The organism is Rhizobium sp. SVR5-9E (assembly GCF_056755095.1).
This window is the reverse complement of record NZ_JBNDHS010000122.1, coordinates 1-15,395: the sequence shown is the minus strand read 5'-3', so window position 1 is coordinate 15,395 and position 15,395 is coordinate 1. Positions and strand designations below refer to the sequence as shown.

Genomic DNA, 15,395 nt, shown 5'->3' with positions numbered 1-15,395 from the left:
GAGGATGGAGAAGCGTGCATTCGTTCCACCGATATCACCGATGAGGATCGGAAAGGGCAGGTGAGCATCACTGGTGTTGAGCATGGACATAGCCGGTTCCGTATTTAGGCGTGCAGCGTCGCGATGAGCTTTTCGGCGGTCGCGTGGTTCAGGGCCATTGGGATGTCGTAAACGATCGCAAGCCGCATCAATGCCTTCACATCGACATCATGCGGCATCGGCGTCAACGGATCGACAAGGAAAATAAGCGCGCTGACTTCGCCGGTGGAAATCAACGCGCCGATCTGCTGATCGCCGCCGAGCGGCCCGCTCTTCAGGCGCGTGACGTCAAGATCGGGAACGGCGTCGAGAACGCGGCCACCGGTTGTTCCGGTTGCCACTATCTTCCATTTGGAAAGCAGGTCTCTGTTGCGTCGGGCAAAGTCCGCCATCTCATTCTTCTTCTGGTCATGCGCAATCAATGCGAGGCATTTGCCGCCGGCCATGAAAAAGGACCTCCATCCTAAGGATTCAATCGATTGGGCGGCTTCTATACCAAGCGTACGAGTTGATACACAAGTCTCTGCGCCATCACGGCATGGCCGGCTTCTCAGGTGGAACAGGGCCGGTGGTAGGAAGGAGGTCCTCGCTCGCCGGCAAGGCCGCCGGAGCGGCCGTCACAGCATTTGCGGCCGGGGCACCGCCATACGTTCCGGCGATGGTCGCTGCCGCAGCCGGTGCATCAAGAACCGCTGCGCACGCCTTCGGGAGATCGGAGACCATGACTTCGCGCGGTGGCTTGGGAGGCTTCGGAGAGGGTTTCGGCGGCGCCCACGGCTCCTTGGTGAACCACCAGGCGAGGGACTTGTCGCATCCGTCGCCGGCTGCGACTGGCGCCTGTGGTTTGCAGCCGGCGGCGCCCGGCGGGCATTTGATGCGGATGTGGAAGTGTGAATCGTGGCCGTATTCGGGCCTCAGCTTGCCGAGGTTCGCGCGGTCGCCCGTCCACGTGTCGCACATCTTCTTCTTGATCGCCGGATTGACGAAGATGCGTTCCACTTGCGGATAGCTTGCCGCAAGCATCAGCAGTTCCGCCCGCTGTTCGGTCCATGCCTTCGGATCGACAGTCAGGAACTTGTCCTTCTGCAACATGGTCGTGAAGGGCAGCGTTTCCCGCTCCTCATAGCTCATGCGGTGCGAAGGCATCGGCGTCAGCCAGACATCGGCATCGAGGCCGATCTGGTGCGAGGCATGCCCGTTGAACATCGGCCCGCCGCGCGGTTGGGCGATGTCGCCGACCAGAATGCCGGGCCAGCCGATCTTGTCATTCGCATCCTGCGAAAATTTTTCGAGCAGTGAGATCATAGCGGGGTTGCCCCAGCGCCGGTTGCGCGAAAGGCGCATCGCCTGCCAGGTGGGACCGTCGGACGGAAGCGCGGCGGCGCCGGTCATGCACCCCTTGGCGTAGAAGCCGATCGGCCGCGCCGATCCCTGTGTCGGCAGCGCCACCGCGCCGAAGAGCGCCTTGGCACTGCCCGGGCTCGGCTGCTTCTGCTGTGCGCCGACATCGCCGGCGGCAAAGCTTGCGCCGATTGCGCCGGCGAGCGTCAGCTTGCCGAAAGTCCTGAAAGCCTGAACCAAACCGAAAGCCATGCCGTTCCCTTGCCGCGTCTGCCGAAGTGATTTGCATCGAATCTATCGTGAAAAGCGATTTTGGTGAATCGATGTTTTGGCAGGCGGCAAGGATATCTAGCTACTCTCGAGCCACTTTGCGCTGCGCTCCGTGGTGCTGTCGACGCTAGTCTGCCTCGTTTAGGAGAAATGGCAGCATCCTGCTCAAGATGCTGTCTCGTAGAACGTAGTGGTGCAGAAGTGCCGCTGCGGCGTGAACACCGACGAGAGCAATAATCGACCATGCCGTTACGCCGTGCAGATCAGCGAGGAGATGTCGCGTGTCTGCCGAAAAAGCAACTGGCGAAGGAATCGAGAACAGGCCGAAGAAGTTCATTGGAATGCCCACGGACCATCCGAGTAGAATGCCGAGCGCTATCTGGACAGCTAGAAGGGCATAAAGCAAGTGGTGCACCAAGGTGGCCGCGACATGCTGAACTCCCGATGTGAAAGGTGGCAAGTTCCTGCCATAGACTGAACGCCAAAGAATGCGGCCTATGACAATGATAGTCAGAGCAATTCCGCTCGCCACATGCAAGGATATCAACTCGACGCGTATGTTCGTCCCTTTCTGAAATTGCTCCCAGACATGGGCGCTCGTGAACTGAAACAATACTAGAACGGCAGTTGACCAATGAAATAGTATCGTCAAACGGTCATAGGAGGAGCCGTCCAAAGAGTTCGGAACGGCTAATGCACTAACCTTCATGATTCATGATCTCCGTGGATGATGGTCGTTAAACACGTCACCCGCGGATTTTATTCACTAGGGTTGATCTCGCGGGAGAGCGCCAGGGATTTGCTTCGCCATCATCTCGGTGCGATCGCGCGTGATCCCCTCGTATCGCAGCGTCAGGCGTTGGCGAGAATATCGGCGGTTTTGCGCACGCGGGAAATACGCGGAAGGATGCGCTCGCAGGCGAAGGAGTGCATTTCCTGAGAAAAGGTGGTCATGGCGTCCTCGACGGCGATGACGGCGTAGTTGTGGGCAAAGGCATCACGGATCGTTGCCTCGACACCGAAATTCGTGGCGATGCCCGTCAGGATCACGGTGTTGATGCCGCGGCGGCGAAGCTGCAGATCCATCTCCGTGCCGTAGAAGGCGCTCCAGTGATGCTTGACGATATGGACATCTACCGAGAGTGCGGCGATTTCAGCCGGAGCAGCGGTGGCCGCGGCGGGAAGGCCGCCTTCAGGCAGGACCATGGGTTCGTCCACCGGCTGGTTGACAGTATCGGCATAATCCGGGGAGAATCCGACGGTAACGAGGACCACCGTTCCGCCTTCCGATTTCAACCGGGTAGCGATTGCGGCGGTGTTTTCGATGACTTGCTGGGCGGAATGCGGCGCAACCGGCCGGCCGACGATGAAGCCTTGCAGATCGATGGAAATGAGCGCGGTGGTCTTGGGATCGTAAAGCGACATGAAAAATCTCCGGGGACAGAAACATGAGGAAATCCTCACAATGACAGATATGAGGATAACCTCACAAAAATCAAGCCCCGAGCCGCAGAGCCGTACCCCGAAGCGTCAGCGCGGCCATGAGCGCGTCGCCGTTCTTCTGGAGGCCGCGGCGAAGGTCTTTCTTGAAAAGGGCTACGACGCGGCGACCATGACGGAGATCGCAGCCGCGGCCAATTCCTCGATCGGTTCCCTCTACCAGTTCTTCCCGACCAAGCTGTTGCTCGCCGAAGCACTGCACATCGACCGCCTGCAGCAACTGAACAACGGGCTCGCCGAACTGGCGGAAAGGATCCGCGGGCAGACGGCCGCCGAGATCGGCGATGCAATCTTCACGCGGCTCGGCCGCTTCATCGAGGAATATCCGGAATTTCCCGTTCTGGCCGCGCGACGCGACGTACCCAAGGAGCGCAAGGCGAAATCGCGTGCGGAACTTCGCGCCAGCATCACGGCGCTGTTGAAGAACGCCGAGCCTTCGGTCGAGCGCGACATCGACCTGTTGGCTTCCCTCGTCCTGGAGCTCCTGCGTATCATCGTCGCAGCGGCTTATGATCCCGACGGTTCGGGCGATCCGCGGCTGGTGGGCGAATTGCGGCGCATGCTCCGCAAGCGGCTCGAGGAAGTGACGCCCTGAACGCGGCTATCAGGCCAAAATTTCGCACGCTGCATAAAAACGGATCTCTTTTCTATTTTTTGCCTGTATTTCCCGTATTCTCGACAGAGCTAAAAATGGACAGGGGTTGGTGAATGGCGGTTGCCTGGTGGAATAGAAGTGCTCTCGTTGCTCTCGCAGTCTTGATCTCCTTGCCCCTGGGCGCCTCGGCTCAGGAAGAGAACTTCAGGATCGGGACGTCGACGATCGGCGAACTCAAATACAAGCCCGGCTTCAAGCATTTCGATTATGTCAATCCGGACGCACCGAAAGGCGGAGACCTGAGGCTTTCGACCGCCGGTACCTACGATACCTTCAACCCGATACTGACGAAGGGTGAAGTGGCCGTCGGCCTGACGCTGCCTTTCGAAACCCTGATGAAATCGGCCGACGACGAAGTGCTCGCCTCTTACGGACTTCTGGCTGAGGGTGTCTCCTATCCCGATGACGTTTCCAGCGCGACCTTCAGGCTGCGCGCCGAAGCGAAATGGGCGGACGGGAAGCCGGTCACTCCGGAAGACGTGATCTTCAGCTTCGACAAGACGAAGGAGCTCAATGCGCTTTCGGCCAACTACTACCGGCATGTCGTCAAAGCCGAAAAGACCGGCGAACGCGACGTCAAGTTCACCTTCGACGAGAAGAACAACAAGGAGCTCCCCAACATCCTCGGCCAGCTGATCGTCGTGCCGAAACACTGGTGGGAAGGCACGGGCCCCGACGGCAAGCCGCGCGACATATCGAAGACGACGCTCGAACCGGTGATGGGATCGGGTCCCTACAAGATCGCCGCTTTCTCGCCGGGCTCGACGATCCGCTACGAACTCCGTGACGACTACTGGGGCAAGGACGTCAACGTGAATGTCGGCCAGAATAACTTTCGCAACATTTTCTACACGTATTTTGGCGACCGCGACGTAGAGTTCGAGGCCTTCCGTGCGGGCAATATCGATTACTGGCAGGAAACGCAGGCAGCCCGATGGGCAACGGGATATGACTTTCCCGCGGTAAAGGATGGGCGCGTCAAGAAGGAGGATGTGCCCAATCCGCTGCGCTCGACCGGCATCCTTCAGGCGCTCGTTCCGAACATGCGCCGCGACGTCTTCAAAGACGCGCGGGTGCGCGAGGCTTTGAACTATGCCTTCGACTTTGAGGAACTCAACCGCACGGTCGCGTTCGGCAGCTATAAGCGGATCGACAGTTATTTCTGGAATACGGAGCTTGCCTCCTCTGGTCTTCCGCAGGGCCGGGAGCTCGAAATCCTTGATGGCTTGAAGGACAAGGTCCCGCCGGAGATATTCACCGCGCCTTACAGCAACCCTGTTGGTGGAGACCAGCAGAAGAGTCGCGGCAACCTGCGCAAGGCGATTTCTCTGCTGAAGGACGCGGGATGGGATATCAAGGGCAGCCGCATGGTGAACACCAAGACCGGCCAGCCGCTGAGCTTCGAAATCCTGTTGTCGAGCCCCATGCTGGAGCGCTGGGCCGTGCCCTATGCCAACAATTTAAAGAAGATAGGCATCGATGCCCGCGTCCGCACCGTCGACGCTTCGCAATATACCAACCGCGCCCGCAGCTTCGACTACGACATGATCTGGAATGTCTGGGCCGAGACGATGAACCCCGGCAACGAGCAAGCCGATTACTGGGGTTCAGGCTCGGTCGATCAGCAGGGCTCGCGCAACTATGCGGGCATTGCCAATCCGGCCGTCGATGCCCTCGTTCGCATGATCATTTTCGCGCCGAACCGCGACGAGCAGGTGGCTGCGATCAAGGCAATGGACCGCGTGCTGCTGGCCAACCACTATGTCATCCCTCTGTTCTACCGGGATACCTATTCGATCGCCTATTGGGATAAGGTTACGCATCCGGCAGAGTATCCGGAATATTCCCTTGGCTTCCCGGAAAGCTGGTGGTCGAAGGAGGCGAAATAGCGGGGTTGCATTGCCGGGACTGCTGGGCTCCAAATGGACCTCCCGAATCACCGCCGCAAAACCCAAAACCGGTGCAACCGGCCGAAGGCTAGCTGATTGAAAACTCCTTATGCGACGCGCACACTGATGAATTTCGATACCCGGGAGGCCGCGCGCTGATGGGAGCCTACATTCTTCGACGCCTGCTTTTGATGATACCGACGATTGTCGGCATCATGGCGATATCGTTCACGGTCATCCAGTTTGCGCCGGGCGGCCCTGTCGAGCAAGTTATCGCGCAGTTGACCGGCCAGGCAGATGGTGCCGACCAGCGCCTTTCCGGCGGCGGGGACGCCGTACAGCAGTTCGATGACAGCGGCTCCCGGTACCGCGGTGCGCAGGGCCTCGATCCCGAATTGATCGCCAAGCTCGAGAAGCAGTTCGGCTTCGACAAGCCGCCGCTGACGCGGTTTCTGGAAATGATGTGGAACTACAGCCGTTTCGATTTCGGCGAGAGCTTCTTCCGCAATACCTCGGTGCTCGATCTCATCAAGGAAAAGCTGCCGGTCTCGGCCTCGCTCGGCATCTGGATCATGATCTTCTCCTACGGCATCTCCATTCCGCTTGGCATCCGCAAGGCGGTGAAGGATGGTTCGACTTTCGACGTGTGGACCTCCGGCGCGATTATCATCGGCTACGCCGTGCCGAGCTTCCTGTTCGGTATCCTGCTGATCGTGCTTTTCGCCGGCGGCTCGTTCTACGATTGGTTCCCGCTGCGCGGTCTGGTTTCGGACAATTTCGACCAACTGCCCTGGTGGCAGAAGCCGCTCGATTATTTCTGGCACCTGACGCTGCCGCTGATCTCGCTCTCGCTCGCCGCCTTTGCGACGACGACGCTGCTGACGAAGAATTCCTTCATCGAGGAGATCAAGAAGCAATATGTGACGACCGCCCGCGCCAAAGGCTTGAATGAGCGGAAGGTGCTTTACTGCCACGTTTTCCGTAACGCCATGCTGATCATCATCGCCAGTTTTCCCGGCGCCTTCATTTCCGCCTTCTTCACCGGCTCGCTGCTGATCGAGAACATCTTCTCGCTCGATGGCCTCGGCCGTCTCGGCTACCTCTCGGTCGTCAACCGCGACTATCCAATCGTCTTTGCCACACTCTACATCTTCTCGCTGCTTGGTCTTTTCGTCGGTTTGCTCTCGGACCTGATCTATACCTGGATCGACCCGCGCATCGATTTCGAGCGGAGGGATGTCTGATGGATACGGCCGCCAACCCGACGCCCGTTACCCCGGTCAAACCGCCGCGCAAGGGCCTGCTTTCCCCGACGAACATCCGCCGCTGGCGGAACTTCAAGGCAAACCGGCGCGGCTACTGGTCGTTCTGGCTGTTCATGGCGCTGTTCATCCTGACCCTGTTTGCGGAATTCATCGCCAACGACAAGCCGATTATCGCCTCCTACAAAGGCGAGATACTCTTTCCGGTGCTGGTAGACTATCCGGAGGAAAAGTTCGGCGGCTTCCTGGCTGAGGCAGATTACCGCTCGGATGTGATCGCAGACGAGATCAATGCCAATGGCTGGATGATCTGGCCGCCGATCCACTATTCCTACCGCTCGGTGAATTCCAACATTCCGCATTCCGCGCCGACGCCGCCGTTCTGGCTGATGAGCGAGGAGGAGCGCTGTTCCGGTTATCCGCAAGGCATCAACGATCCCAATTGCAACTACGGCAATCTCAACTGGCTTGGAACCGACGATCAGGCTCGCGACGTGCTCGCGCGCATCATTTACGGTTTTCGCATCTCCGTACTCTTCGGCCTGGCATTGACCATCTGCTCGGCAATTGTCGGTGTGACGGCCGGCGCCGTGCAGGGGTATTTCGGAGGCTTGACGGACCTGCTTCTGCAGCGCTTCATCGAGATCTGGTCATCGATGCCCGTGCTCTACATCCTCCTGATCATCGCCGCGATCCTGCCGCCGGGCTTTTTCGTGTTACTCGGCATCATGCTGCTCTTCTCCTGGGTGGGATTTGTCGGCGTGGTGCGCGCGGAATTCCTGCGCGCCCGCAATTTCGAATATGTCCGCGCCGCCCGCGCGCTCGGCGTCAATAACCGCACGATCATGTGGCGCCACCTGCTGCCGAACGCGATGGTCGCGACGCTGACCTTCCTGCCCTTCATCCTGTCCGGGTCCATCACGACGCTGACATCGCTCGACTTCCTCGGCTTCGGCATGCCCCCTGGCTCGCCGTCCCTCGGCGAGATGATTGCCCAGGGCAAGACCAATCTTCAGGCGCCGTGGCTAGGGCTGGCTGCTTTCTTCACCATGTCGATCATGCTTTCCCTGCTGATCTTCGTTGGCGAGGCCGTGCGAGACGCGTTTGACCCGAGAAAGACCTTCGCATGAGCCAGATGTCCGAACCTCTTCTCTCCGTCCGCGATCTCTCCGTCGCCTTCCATCAAGGCGGCGAAACATCGCTGGCCGTCGATCGCATCTCCTTCGATATCAAGAAGGGCGAGGTCGTTGCGCTGGTCGGCGAATCCGGGTCCGGCAAGTCCGTTTCCGCAAATTCCATCCTACGGCTGCTGCCCTATCCTGCAGCAAGCCACCCGACGGGCGAGGTTCTTTTCAAGGGCAAGGATCTCCTCAAGGCATCCGACAAGGCGCTGCGAGAGGTGCGCGGCAACGACATCACGATGATCTTCCAGGAGCCGATGACCTCGCTCAATCCGCTCCATTCGATCGAAAAGCAGATCGCCGAAATCCTCGAGTTGCATCAGGGCGTCACAGGTCAGGCTGCCCGCAAACGCGTGCTGGAACTGCTCAATCAGGTCGGCATCCGCGAACCTGAAAAGCGGCTGAAGGCCTATCCGCACGAACTTTCCGGCGGTCAGCGGCAGCGCGTCATGATTGCCATGGCGCTCGCCAACCGGCCGGAGCTGCTGATTGCCGACGAGCCGACGACGGCGCTCGACGTGACGGTCCAGGCGCAGATCCTCGAATTGTTGCGCCGGTTGAAGGGAGAGCACGGCATGTCGATGCTCTTCATCACCCATGATCTCGGCATCGTCCGCAAGTTCGCCGATCGCGTCTATGTCATGACCAAGGGCAAGATCGTTGAGACGGGCACCGTCGACGCAGTGTTCAGCAACCCGAAGCATGATTACACACGCCATCTGCTTGCCTCGGAGCCGCGTGGCGAGCCGCCTGTTGCTGATCCGTCCAAGCCGGTGGTGATGGAAGGCTCGGATATCCGCGTCTGGTTTCCCATCAAAGCCGGCCTGATGCGCAAGGTCGTTGATTATGTAAAGGCGGTCGACGGCATTGAACTTTCGCTGCGGGCCGGCCAGACGCTCGGCGTTGTCGGCGAATCCGGCTCGGGCAAGACGACGCTGGGCCTGGCGCTCACCCGGCTGATCTCTTCCAAAGGGCGCATCAGCTTCGTCGGGAAGGACATAGCCGACTATTCGTTCACCGCGATGCGGCCGCTGCGCAATCAGCTTCAGGTCGTCTTCCAGGATCCCTACGGCTCGCTCAGTCCCCGCATGTCGGTCGGCGATATCATCGCGGAGGGATTGAAGGTACATGAGCGGTCACTGTCGTATGAAGAACGCGACCAGCGCGTCTGCTCAGCGCTGGAGGAAGTCGGCCTCGATCCGCTGACCCGCTGGCGCTATCCTCATGAATTTTCCGGCGGCCAGCGGCAGCGCATCGCGATTGCCCGCGCCATGGTGCTGAAGCCGCGCTTCGTCATGCTTGACGAGCCGACATCGGCCCTCGACATGAGCGTGCAGGCACAGGTCGTCGATCTCCTGCGCGACCTGCAGAAAAAGCACGATCTGGCCTATCTCTTCATCAGCCATGACCTGAAGGTCGTCAAAGCGCTCGCCAACGAAGTCATCGTCATGCGCTTCGGCAAGGTCGTGGAGCAGGGGCCGTCGGCGCAAATTTTCCGAGCACCGAAAGATGATTATACCAAGGCCCTGATGGCCGCCGCTTTCAACATCGAGGCAGTGCCGACGCCTGTCGTCCAGCAGTAAAAGAAGATCATGGCCGCAAGACCTCCCGTTATCGTCGATCTGAAATTCAATCCCGACGGGATCGCCCGTATTCTTAAAACCGCATTCTCGGATCGCGGCAGTATCAATCTCGCCGATCCCTCGAATAAGGGCCGCGATCTGAGCGCGTCCGAATATGCGCTCCTCTGGAAACCCGACGCCGATCTCTTCGATCGTGCGCCGAACCTCAAGATCGTCTTCTCGGGCGGCGCCGGTGTCGACAGCATCCTGCCGCTTCCGGGGCTGCCGGATGCTCCGATCGTCCGTTTCGTTGATCGCAGCCTGACGGTTCGCATGAGTGAATGGGTGGTCATGCAGTGTTTGATGCATCTGCGCCAGCAACGCGAGCACGACCGGCACCAGCGCGATCGTATCTGGGGCAAGGCGGCACCGCCGGAAGCGGCGGAAATCACAGTCGGCGTCATGGGGCTGGGCGTGCTGGGGCAGGATGCCGTTCGCAAGCTGAAGGTCATGGGTTTCAATGTCATCGGCTGGTCGCGAAGCCGCAAGCAACTCGACGGCATCGAAACTTTCGATGCAAGCGAACTCGATGACTTCTTGTCGAAGACCGATTTTCTCGTCGGCCTGCTGCCGCTGACGCCTGAAACCACGGGCTTCTACAACGCCAAGCTGTTTACCAAGCTCCGTCAGGGTGGCGCACTTGGAAAGCCGGTCTTCATCAATGCCGGTCGTGGCAAGAGCCAGGTGCAGCGCGATATCGTTGCTGCAATCGAAAGCGGTGTGCTTGGGGGCTCCTCGCTCGATGTGTTCGAGGTCGAGCCGCTTCCCGCGGACGATCCGCTCTGGGGCTTGGAAAACGTCTTTATCACCCCGCACGATGCCGCAATCTCTGAAGAGACCGCGCTGTTCCGGCATGTCGAGACACAGATCGCCCGTTTTGAGCGTGGCGAGCCGCTGGAATTCGTCGTGGACCGGACTGCGGGGTACTGAACCAGCCGGAACCATGGGGCCATAAGTTCGTTGTCCTTACTGATTGCCGAAGCGGCCGATCCGTTTCGCGAGACATCGGAAGGAGGCAAGGATGGCTCATCAGATGGAAAAACGCTGGGAAGAATCCGACGGCAAGCTCCATGTGGAAGAGGAAATCACCCCAACGGCAGCAAAGCAGGGGCGCACCGGTTCCCGCATCCTGATGGTTCTGCTCGCTGCGCTGGTTCTTGCTTTCCTGGTTTGGATTCCGGTCGAAATCTGGGGCGAGCGTGAAGCCGATCAGGTCGCGTCACAGCAACCCGGACAGGAAATGCAGTCTCAGCAGCCGGCGCCGCCAGCATCGCCGTCCGCGCAGAACGGCAGTTCCGCTCCAACTGAAACGCCGAATGCGCCAGCGGCTCCGAACGTCCAGCCTGCGACGCCCGCCACACCCGCGCCGTCTCAGCCTGCGCAATAAGGCTTTGATCTCAAGCCGATCATCGGAAGAGCCCGCCGCTTCGGCGGCGGGTCATTTACGCTGGACTTTACCCGCTGATTTTTCGATAAGGAAGCGCACGAGCCGGTCGTCGTGTGTGCCGGTCTGTTATGGCACCCGACCGGATCGGCAGTGGTGAAGCATGGCCAAGACCGATATCGCAAGGCGCGTTTACAATCACGCGTGGAAGCTTGATCCCATCATCCGTAGCCTTATCGATACGGACTTCTACAAGCTTTTGATGCTGCAGATGATCTGGAAGCTCTATCCGGATGTCAACGCCACGTTCACTTTGATCAACCGCACAAAGCGCGTCCGTCTTGCCGAAGAGATAGACGAGGGGGAATTGCGCGAGCAGCTGGATCACGCGCGCACCCTGCGCCTTTCCAAGAAGGAGATGATCTGGCTTGCCGGTAACAGCTTCTACGGTCGGGCCCAGATCTTCGAGCCGGAGTTCCTCGCCTGGCTCTCTCATTTCCAGCTGCCGGAGTACGAGCTGTCGAAAAAGGACGGTCAGTATGTCCTCGACTTCCATGGCTCGTGGAAGGAAACGACGATGTGGGAAATCCCGGCGCTGGCGATCATCAACGAGCTGCGCTCGCGCTCGGCGATGAGGGCGCTCGGTCCCTTTACGCTTGATGTGCTTTATGCACGCGCCAAAGCCAAGATGTGGTCGAAGGTGGAGCGGCTGCGCGAATTGCCCGGCTTGCGTATCTCCGACTTCGGCACCCGCCGCCGCCACAGCTTTCTTTGGCAGCGCTGGTGTGTCGAAGCGCTCAAGGAAGGGATCGGTCCTGCCTTCACCGGCACCAGCAATGTCTTGCTCGCAATGGACTCCGATCTTGAAGCGGTCGGCACGAATGCGCACGAGCTGCCGATGGTCACGGCGGCACTTACGAAGACCGACGAGGAGCTCAGCCATGCGCCCTACAAGGTGCTGCGCGACTGGAACAAGCTCTATGGCGGCAACCTTTTGATCGTTCTGCCGGATTCCTTCGGCACTGCCGCCTTCCTTCGCGACGCGCCGGAATGGGTGGCGGACTGGACAGGCTTCCGTCCTGACAGCGCGCCGCCGATCGAAGGTGGCGAGAAGATCATTGAGTGGTGGAAGAAGATGGGGCGTGATCCGCGCCAGAAGCTGCTGATCTTTTCGGACGGCCTTGATGTCGATGCGATCATCGACACCTACAAGCATTTCGAAGGCCGCGTGCGCATGAGCTTCGGCTGGGGCACCAATCTGACCAACGATTTTTCGGGCTGCGCGCCGACCGAAATTTCCGGCCTCAACCCGATCTCGATCGTTTGCAAGGTCAGCGAGGCGAACGGCCACCCGGCGGTCAAGCTCTCCGACAATCCCCAAAAGGCAACTGGCGACCCGGCGGAGGTCGAGCGCTACCTCAAATTCTTCGGCGCGGAAGACCGCACGGAGCAGGCGGTTCTTGTCTGACGGGGATCATGGCGCCGGCCAGTGCGGCCTAGCCTGCTCCTCGACCCGTCGGCTTTTCCTCCGTGGCGCTGGTATGGTTACGTCCTCGAGCAACGTGGCGACCCCTAGTCGCTCGGCAAGCGAGCGCGCATCCTTCGGCGCACGCACCTTTACATCGTTGTCGAAATAGACGTAGACGTCGCGACCCTTGGCCGAGGTTTTGCCGGGCGGCAATATGCGATTGGCATCCGCTGGCTCACGCCCGCCAGCCCATGCCGCGATCCGCTTGGCCCAGACATCGAGCGCTGCATCGTCGTAGCCGCTGACATAAAGCTGTTCTGACCCGTGAAGACGGCAGTAGACAAAGTCTGCGGTTACATCCATCAGGAGCGGCCACTGGACGGTATCGGCGCAGACGAGCCCGACCCTGTGCTCGCGCAGCAATTCGACGAATTCCTTGGTGCAGAAACTGTCGTGGCGGATTTCCAAGGCGTGGCGAAGCGGTTGCTTCACATCACTCTCCAGCCAGTCGCGGCCGTTCAGCCGATCGTCATGCTGTTTCGCAAGTTTTGTCGCCTCGTCCGTGTCCTTTGGCAGCAATGCGAGAAACCGAGTGAAGAGCTCGGCATCGAATTTCATGCGCGGCGGAAACTGCCAGAGAATGGGCCCGAGCTTTGGCCCGAGCCGCAGAAGGCCGGATGCCATGAAGTTTGCAAGCGGCGTCTTGATATCGCGAAGGCGCTTCAAATGCGTGATATAGCGTGAGCCTTTGACGGCGAAGACGAAGCCGTCCGGCGTTGCCTCCCGCCAGCTTGCAAAGGCATGTGGCTTTTGCAATCCGTAGAACGTGCCGTTGATTTCAATTGAGGGAAAATGCCGCGAGGCATAGTGCAACTCGTGCTTCTGCGTCAGGCCTTTCGGGTAAAATACCCCGCGCCACGGTGCGTAGGTCCAGCCGGATATGCCAATACGGACGATGCCTTTCCTTGTCATGGAAGACAAACTGACCGCGCGGACGCTTGTTCCCCGCTGCGCGTATCGTCAAGGCATTCAGCCTTGAAAGGCTCTAGGCTTGCGGTTTCAGCTTTTCTTCCGCTTCGCGGATCGCGTCTTCGTGATACCAGCAATCGAACGCAGCATCGCAGATATCCGGATCGATATCGAGCGGCTGGCGGGTGCCAAGGCGTTCGTCCCGCCCGCGGAATTTTACAGGGAACTGATAGATCTTCGCGGATTCGCGGTGAAGACTTGCTGGCATCGAATCGCCTTCCATCATCTGCGCATGCCGGTTGTCGGGGAATGATGATAGCAATTGCTCATCATTTACGCAAACAGCCTAAAAATACGGCAATAATTGTCAGATTCATAAGCACTTGATAAAGCGCGCAAATATCGGCCAGTGTTGCATCTTTTTGGAGCGTTTGGCATTCGAACGGAAAACGTTCGGCGACCCGGCGGGTTCCACGCCATAATCCCTCGCTTTTCTTGAACGTTGGTGGTTGACGGGACGGCGATGGCGGGTGCGCGTTTTGTCGCAGTCGGGGCCGCCTCTTCGAACTGGCACGGCGCATGCTTGTTATGAGCCAACCGGTGGTGATCAAGCACGCGCTTAGCGGTCGCTTTCGGGATTTGCTCACACCTACGTTTGAGAGACTGGCCAATGACAAAGTATAAGCTCGAGTACATCTGGCTCGATGGGTACACACCGGCGCCGAACCTGCGCGGCAAAACGCAGATCAAGGAATTTGACGCGTTTCCGACACTCGATCAGCTTCCGCTGTGGGGCTTCGATGGTTCCTCCACGATGCAGGCCGAGGGCCGCAGCTCTGACTGCGTGCTGAAGCCCGTCGCGGTTTATCCGGATCCGGCGCGCACGAACGGCGTTCTCGTGATGTGCGAAGTCATGATGCCCGATGGCGTCACGCCGCATCCGTCCAACAGCCGCGCGACCATCCTCGACGACGAGGATGCATGGTTCGGCTTCGAGCAGGAATACTTCTTCTACGAAAACGGCCGCCCGCTCGGCTTCCCGGAGCAGGGCTATCCGGCTCCGCAGGGTCCGTATTACTGCGGCGTCGGCTCTGCCAATGTCGGCCCGGTTGCTCGCGAAATTGTCGAAGAGCATCTCGACCTCTGCCTCGCTGCCGGCATCAATCATGAAGGCATCAACGCCGAAGTGGCCAAGGGCCAGTGGGAATTCCAGATTTTCGGCAAGGGGTCCAAGAAGGCCGCCGACCAGATCTGGATGGCGCGCTACCTGCTGCAGCGCCTCACTGAAAAGTACGGCATCGACATCGAGTATCACTGCAAGCCGCTTGGTGACACCGACTGGAACGGCTCGGGCATGCACTGCAACTTCTCGACCAAGTTCATGCGCGAAGTCGGCGGCAAGGCCTACTTCGAAGCTCTGATGGCTCAGTTCGACAAGAACCTGATGGCCCATATCGACGTCTATGGTCCGGACAACCACCTGCGTCTGACCGGCAAGCACGAGACGGCTCCGTGGAACAAGTTCTCCTATGGCGTTGCTGACCGCGGCGCCTCGATCCGCGTTCCGCATTCCTTCGTCAAGAACGACTACCGCGGCTATCTGGAAGACCGCCGCCCGAACTCGCAGGGCTGCCCTTACCAGATCGCGTCTCAGGTCCTGAAGACGATCTCGGAAGTTCCGACCTCCGGCTTCGCTGCGGCTGCAGCCTAAGTGTAAGCCTCGGGCTTTCCTCCCCAAAGGCGCCGGCTGCCTCGCAGCCGGGTGCTTTGTTTTCGCAAGCCTCTGGTTTTGTGGCCCTTCCTGCTTCCCCACGC

The 15,395-nt window shown here is 59.5% G+C and carries 15 protein-coding genes; 9 read left to right on the top strand and 6 right to left on the bottom strand.

All coding sequences use genetic code 11. From position 1 onward, the window contains the following. Positions 1-104: 104 nt before the first annotated feature. From ACPYOJ_RS30970 to ACPYOJ_RS30955, 4 genes are all read right to left on the bottom strand, one after another. Positions 105-485, bottom strand: a complete 381-nt coding sequence (locus ACPYOJ_RS30970; protein WP_481419664.1) for a methylglyoxal synthase — start codon at positions 483-485, stop codon at positions 105-107. An 85-nt stretch (positions 486-570) separates the two neighbouring features. Beyond that, complete coding sequence (gene mepA, locus ACPYOJ_RS30965; RefSeq protein WP_481419663.1) at positions 571-1,632, bottom strand: penicillin-insensitive murein endopeptidase; 1,062 nt, start codon at positions 1,630-1,632, stop codon at positions 571-573. 145 nt (positions 1,633-1,777) lie between these two features. Further along, positions 1,778-2,359 carry a cytochrome b gene (locus ACPYOJ_RS30960; RefSeq protein WP_481419662.1) on the bottom strand — a complete coding sequence of 194 codons (582 nt, stop codon included), beginning with the start codon at positions 2,357-2,359 and terminating at the stop codon, positions 1,778-1,780. Positions 2,360-2,502: 143 nt separating this feature from the next. Further along, positions 2,503-3,075, bottom strand: a complete 573-nt coding sequence (locus ACPYOJ_RS30955) for a hydrolase (protein ID WP_481419661.1) — start codon at positions 3,073-3,075, stop codon at positions 2,503-2,505. Between the two features lie 40 nt (positions 3,076-3,115). On the opposite strand from ACPYOJ_RS30955, the gene ACPYOJ_RS30950 reads away from it, so the two are divergent. The 8 genes from ACPYOJ_RS30950 (at position 3,116) to pncB (ending at position 12,611) form a co-directional block, all read left to right on the top strand. Continuing rightward, complete coding sequence (locus tag ACPYOJ_RS30950; RefSeq protein WP_481419660.1) at positions 3,116-3,745, top strand: TetR/AcrR family transcriptional regulator; 630 nt, start codon at positions 3,116-3,118, stop codon at positions 3,743-3,745. A 113-nt stretch (positions 3,746-3,858) separates the two neighbouring features. Beyond that, entirely contained in the window at positions 3,859-5,694 is a 1,836-nt protein-coding gene (locus ACPYOJ_RS30945) for an extracellular solute-binding protein (RefSeq protein ID WP_481419659.1), read from the top strand. 158 nt (positions 5,695-5,852) lie between these two features. After that, a complete protein-coding gene (locus tag ACPYOJ_RS30940; protein ID WP_481419658.1) occupies positions 5,853-6,938 on the top strand; it encodes a microcin C ABC transporter permease YejB in 1,086 nt (361 codons plus the stop codon). Next, positions 6,938-8,086 (top strand): ABC transporter permease, encoded by a 1,149-nt coding sequence (locus ACPYOJ_RS30935; protein ID WP_481419657.1) that lies wholly within the window; start codon positions 6,938-6,940, stop codon positions 8,084-8,086. The genes ACPYOJ_RS30940 and ACPYOJ_RS30935 overlap by 1 nt, the downstream gene beginning before the upstream one ends. After that, positions 8,083-9,720 carry an ABC transporter ATP-binding protein gene (locus ACPYOJ_RS30930; RefSeq protein WP_481419656.1) on the top strand — a complete coding sequence of 546 codons (1,638 nt, stop codon included), beginning with the start codon at positions 8,083-8,085 and terminating at the stop codon, positions 9,718-9,720. The genes ACPYOJ_RS30935 and ACPYOJ_RS30930 overlap by 4 nt, the downstream gene beginning before the upstream one ends. A 9-nt stretch (positions 9,721-9,729) precedes the next feature. Then, positions 9,730-10,689: a 2-hydroxyacid dehydrogenase gene (locus tag ACPYOJ_RS30925; RefSeq protein WP_481419655.1), complete on the top strand. Its 960-nt coding sequence runs from the start codon at positions 9,730-9,732 to the stop codon at positions 10,687-10,689. A gap of 91 nt (positions 10,690-10,780) precedes the next feature. Next, on the top strand, positions 10,781-11,146 hold the full coding sequence (locus tag ACPYOJ_RS30920; protein ID WP_481419654.1) for a hypothetical protein: 366 nt from the start codon (positions 10,781-10,783) through the stop codon (positions 11,144-11,146). A gap of 160 nt (positions 11,147-11,306) precedes the next feature. Continuing rightward, complete coding sequence (gene pncB / locus ACPYOJ_RS30915; RefSeq protein WP_481419653.1) at positions 11,307-12,611, top strand: nicotinate phosphoribosyltransferase; 1,305 nt, start codon at positions 11,307-11,309, stop codon at positions 12,609-12,611. Between the two features lie 6 nt (positions 12,612-12,617). On the opposite strand, the gene ACPYOJ_RS30910 is transcribed toward pncB, so the two are convergent. Continuing rightward, positions 12,618-13,583: a DUF72 domain-containing protein gene (locus ACPYOJ_RS30910; protein ID WP_481419652.1), complete on the bottom strand. Its 966-nt coding sequence runs from the start codon at positions 13,581-13,583 to the stop codon at positions 12,618-12,620. A 73-nt stretch (positions 13,584-13,656) separates the two neighbouring features. Continuing rightward, a complete protein-coding gene (locus tag ACPYOJ_RS30905; RefSeq protein ID WP_481419651.1) occupies positions 13,657-13,848 on the bottom strand; it encodes a DUF2735 domain-containing protein in 192 nt (63 codons plus the stop codon). A 402-nt stretch (positions 13,849-14,250) separates the two neighbouring features. On the opposite strand from ACPYOJ_RS30905, the gene ACPYOJ_RS30900 reads away from it, so the two are divergent. Further along, complete coding sequence (locus ACPYOJ_RS30900; protein ID WP_481419650.1) at positions 14,251-15,291, top strand: glutamine synthetase beta-grasp domain-containing protein; 1,041 nt, start codon at positions 14,251-14,253, stop codon at positions 15,289-15,291. The last annotated feature ends 104 nt before the right edge of the window (positions 15,292-15,395 follow it).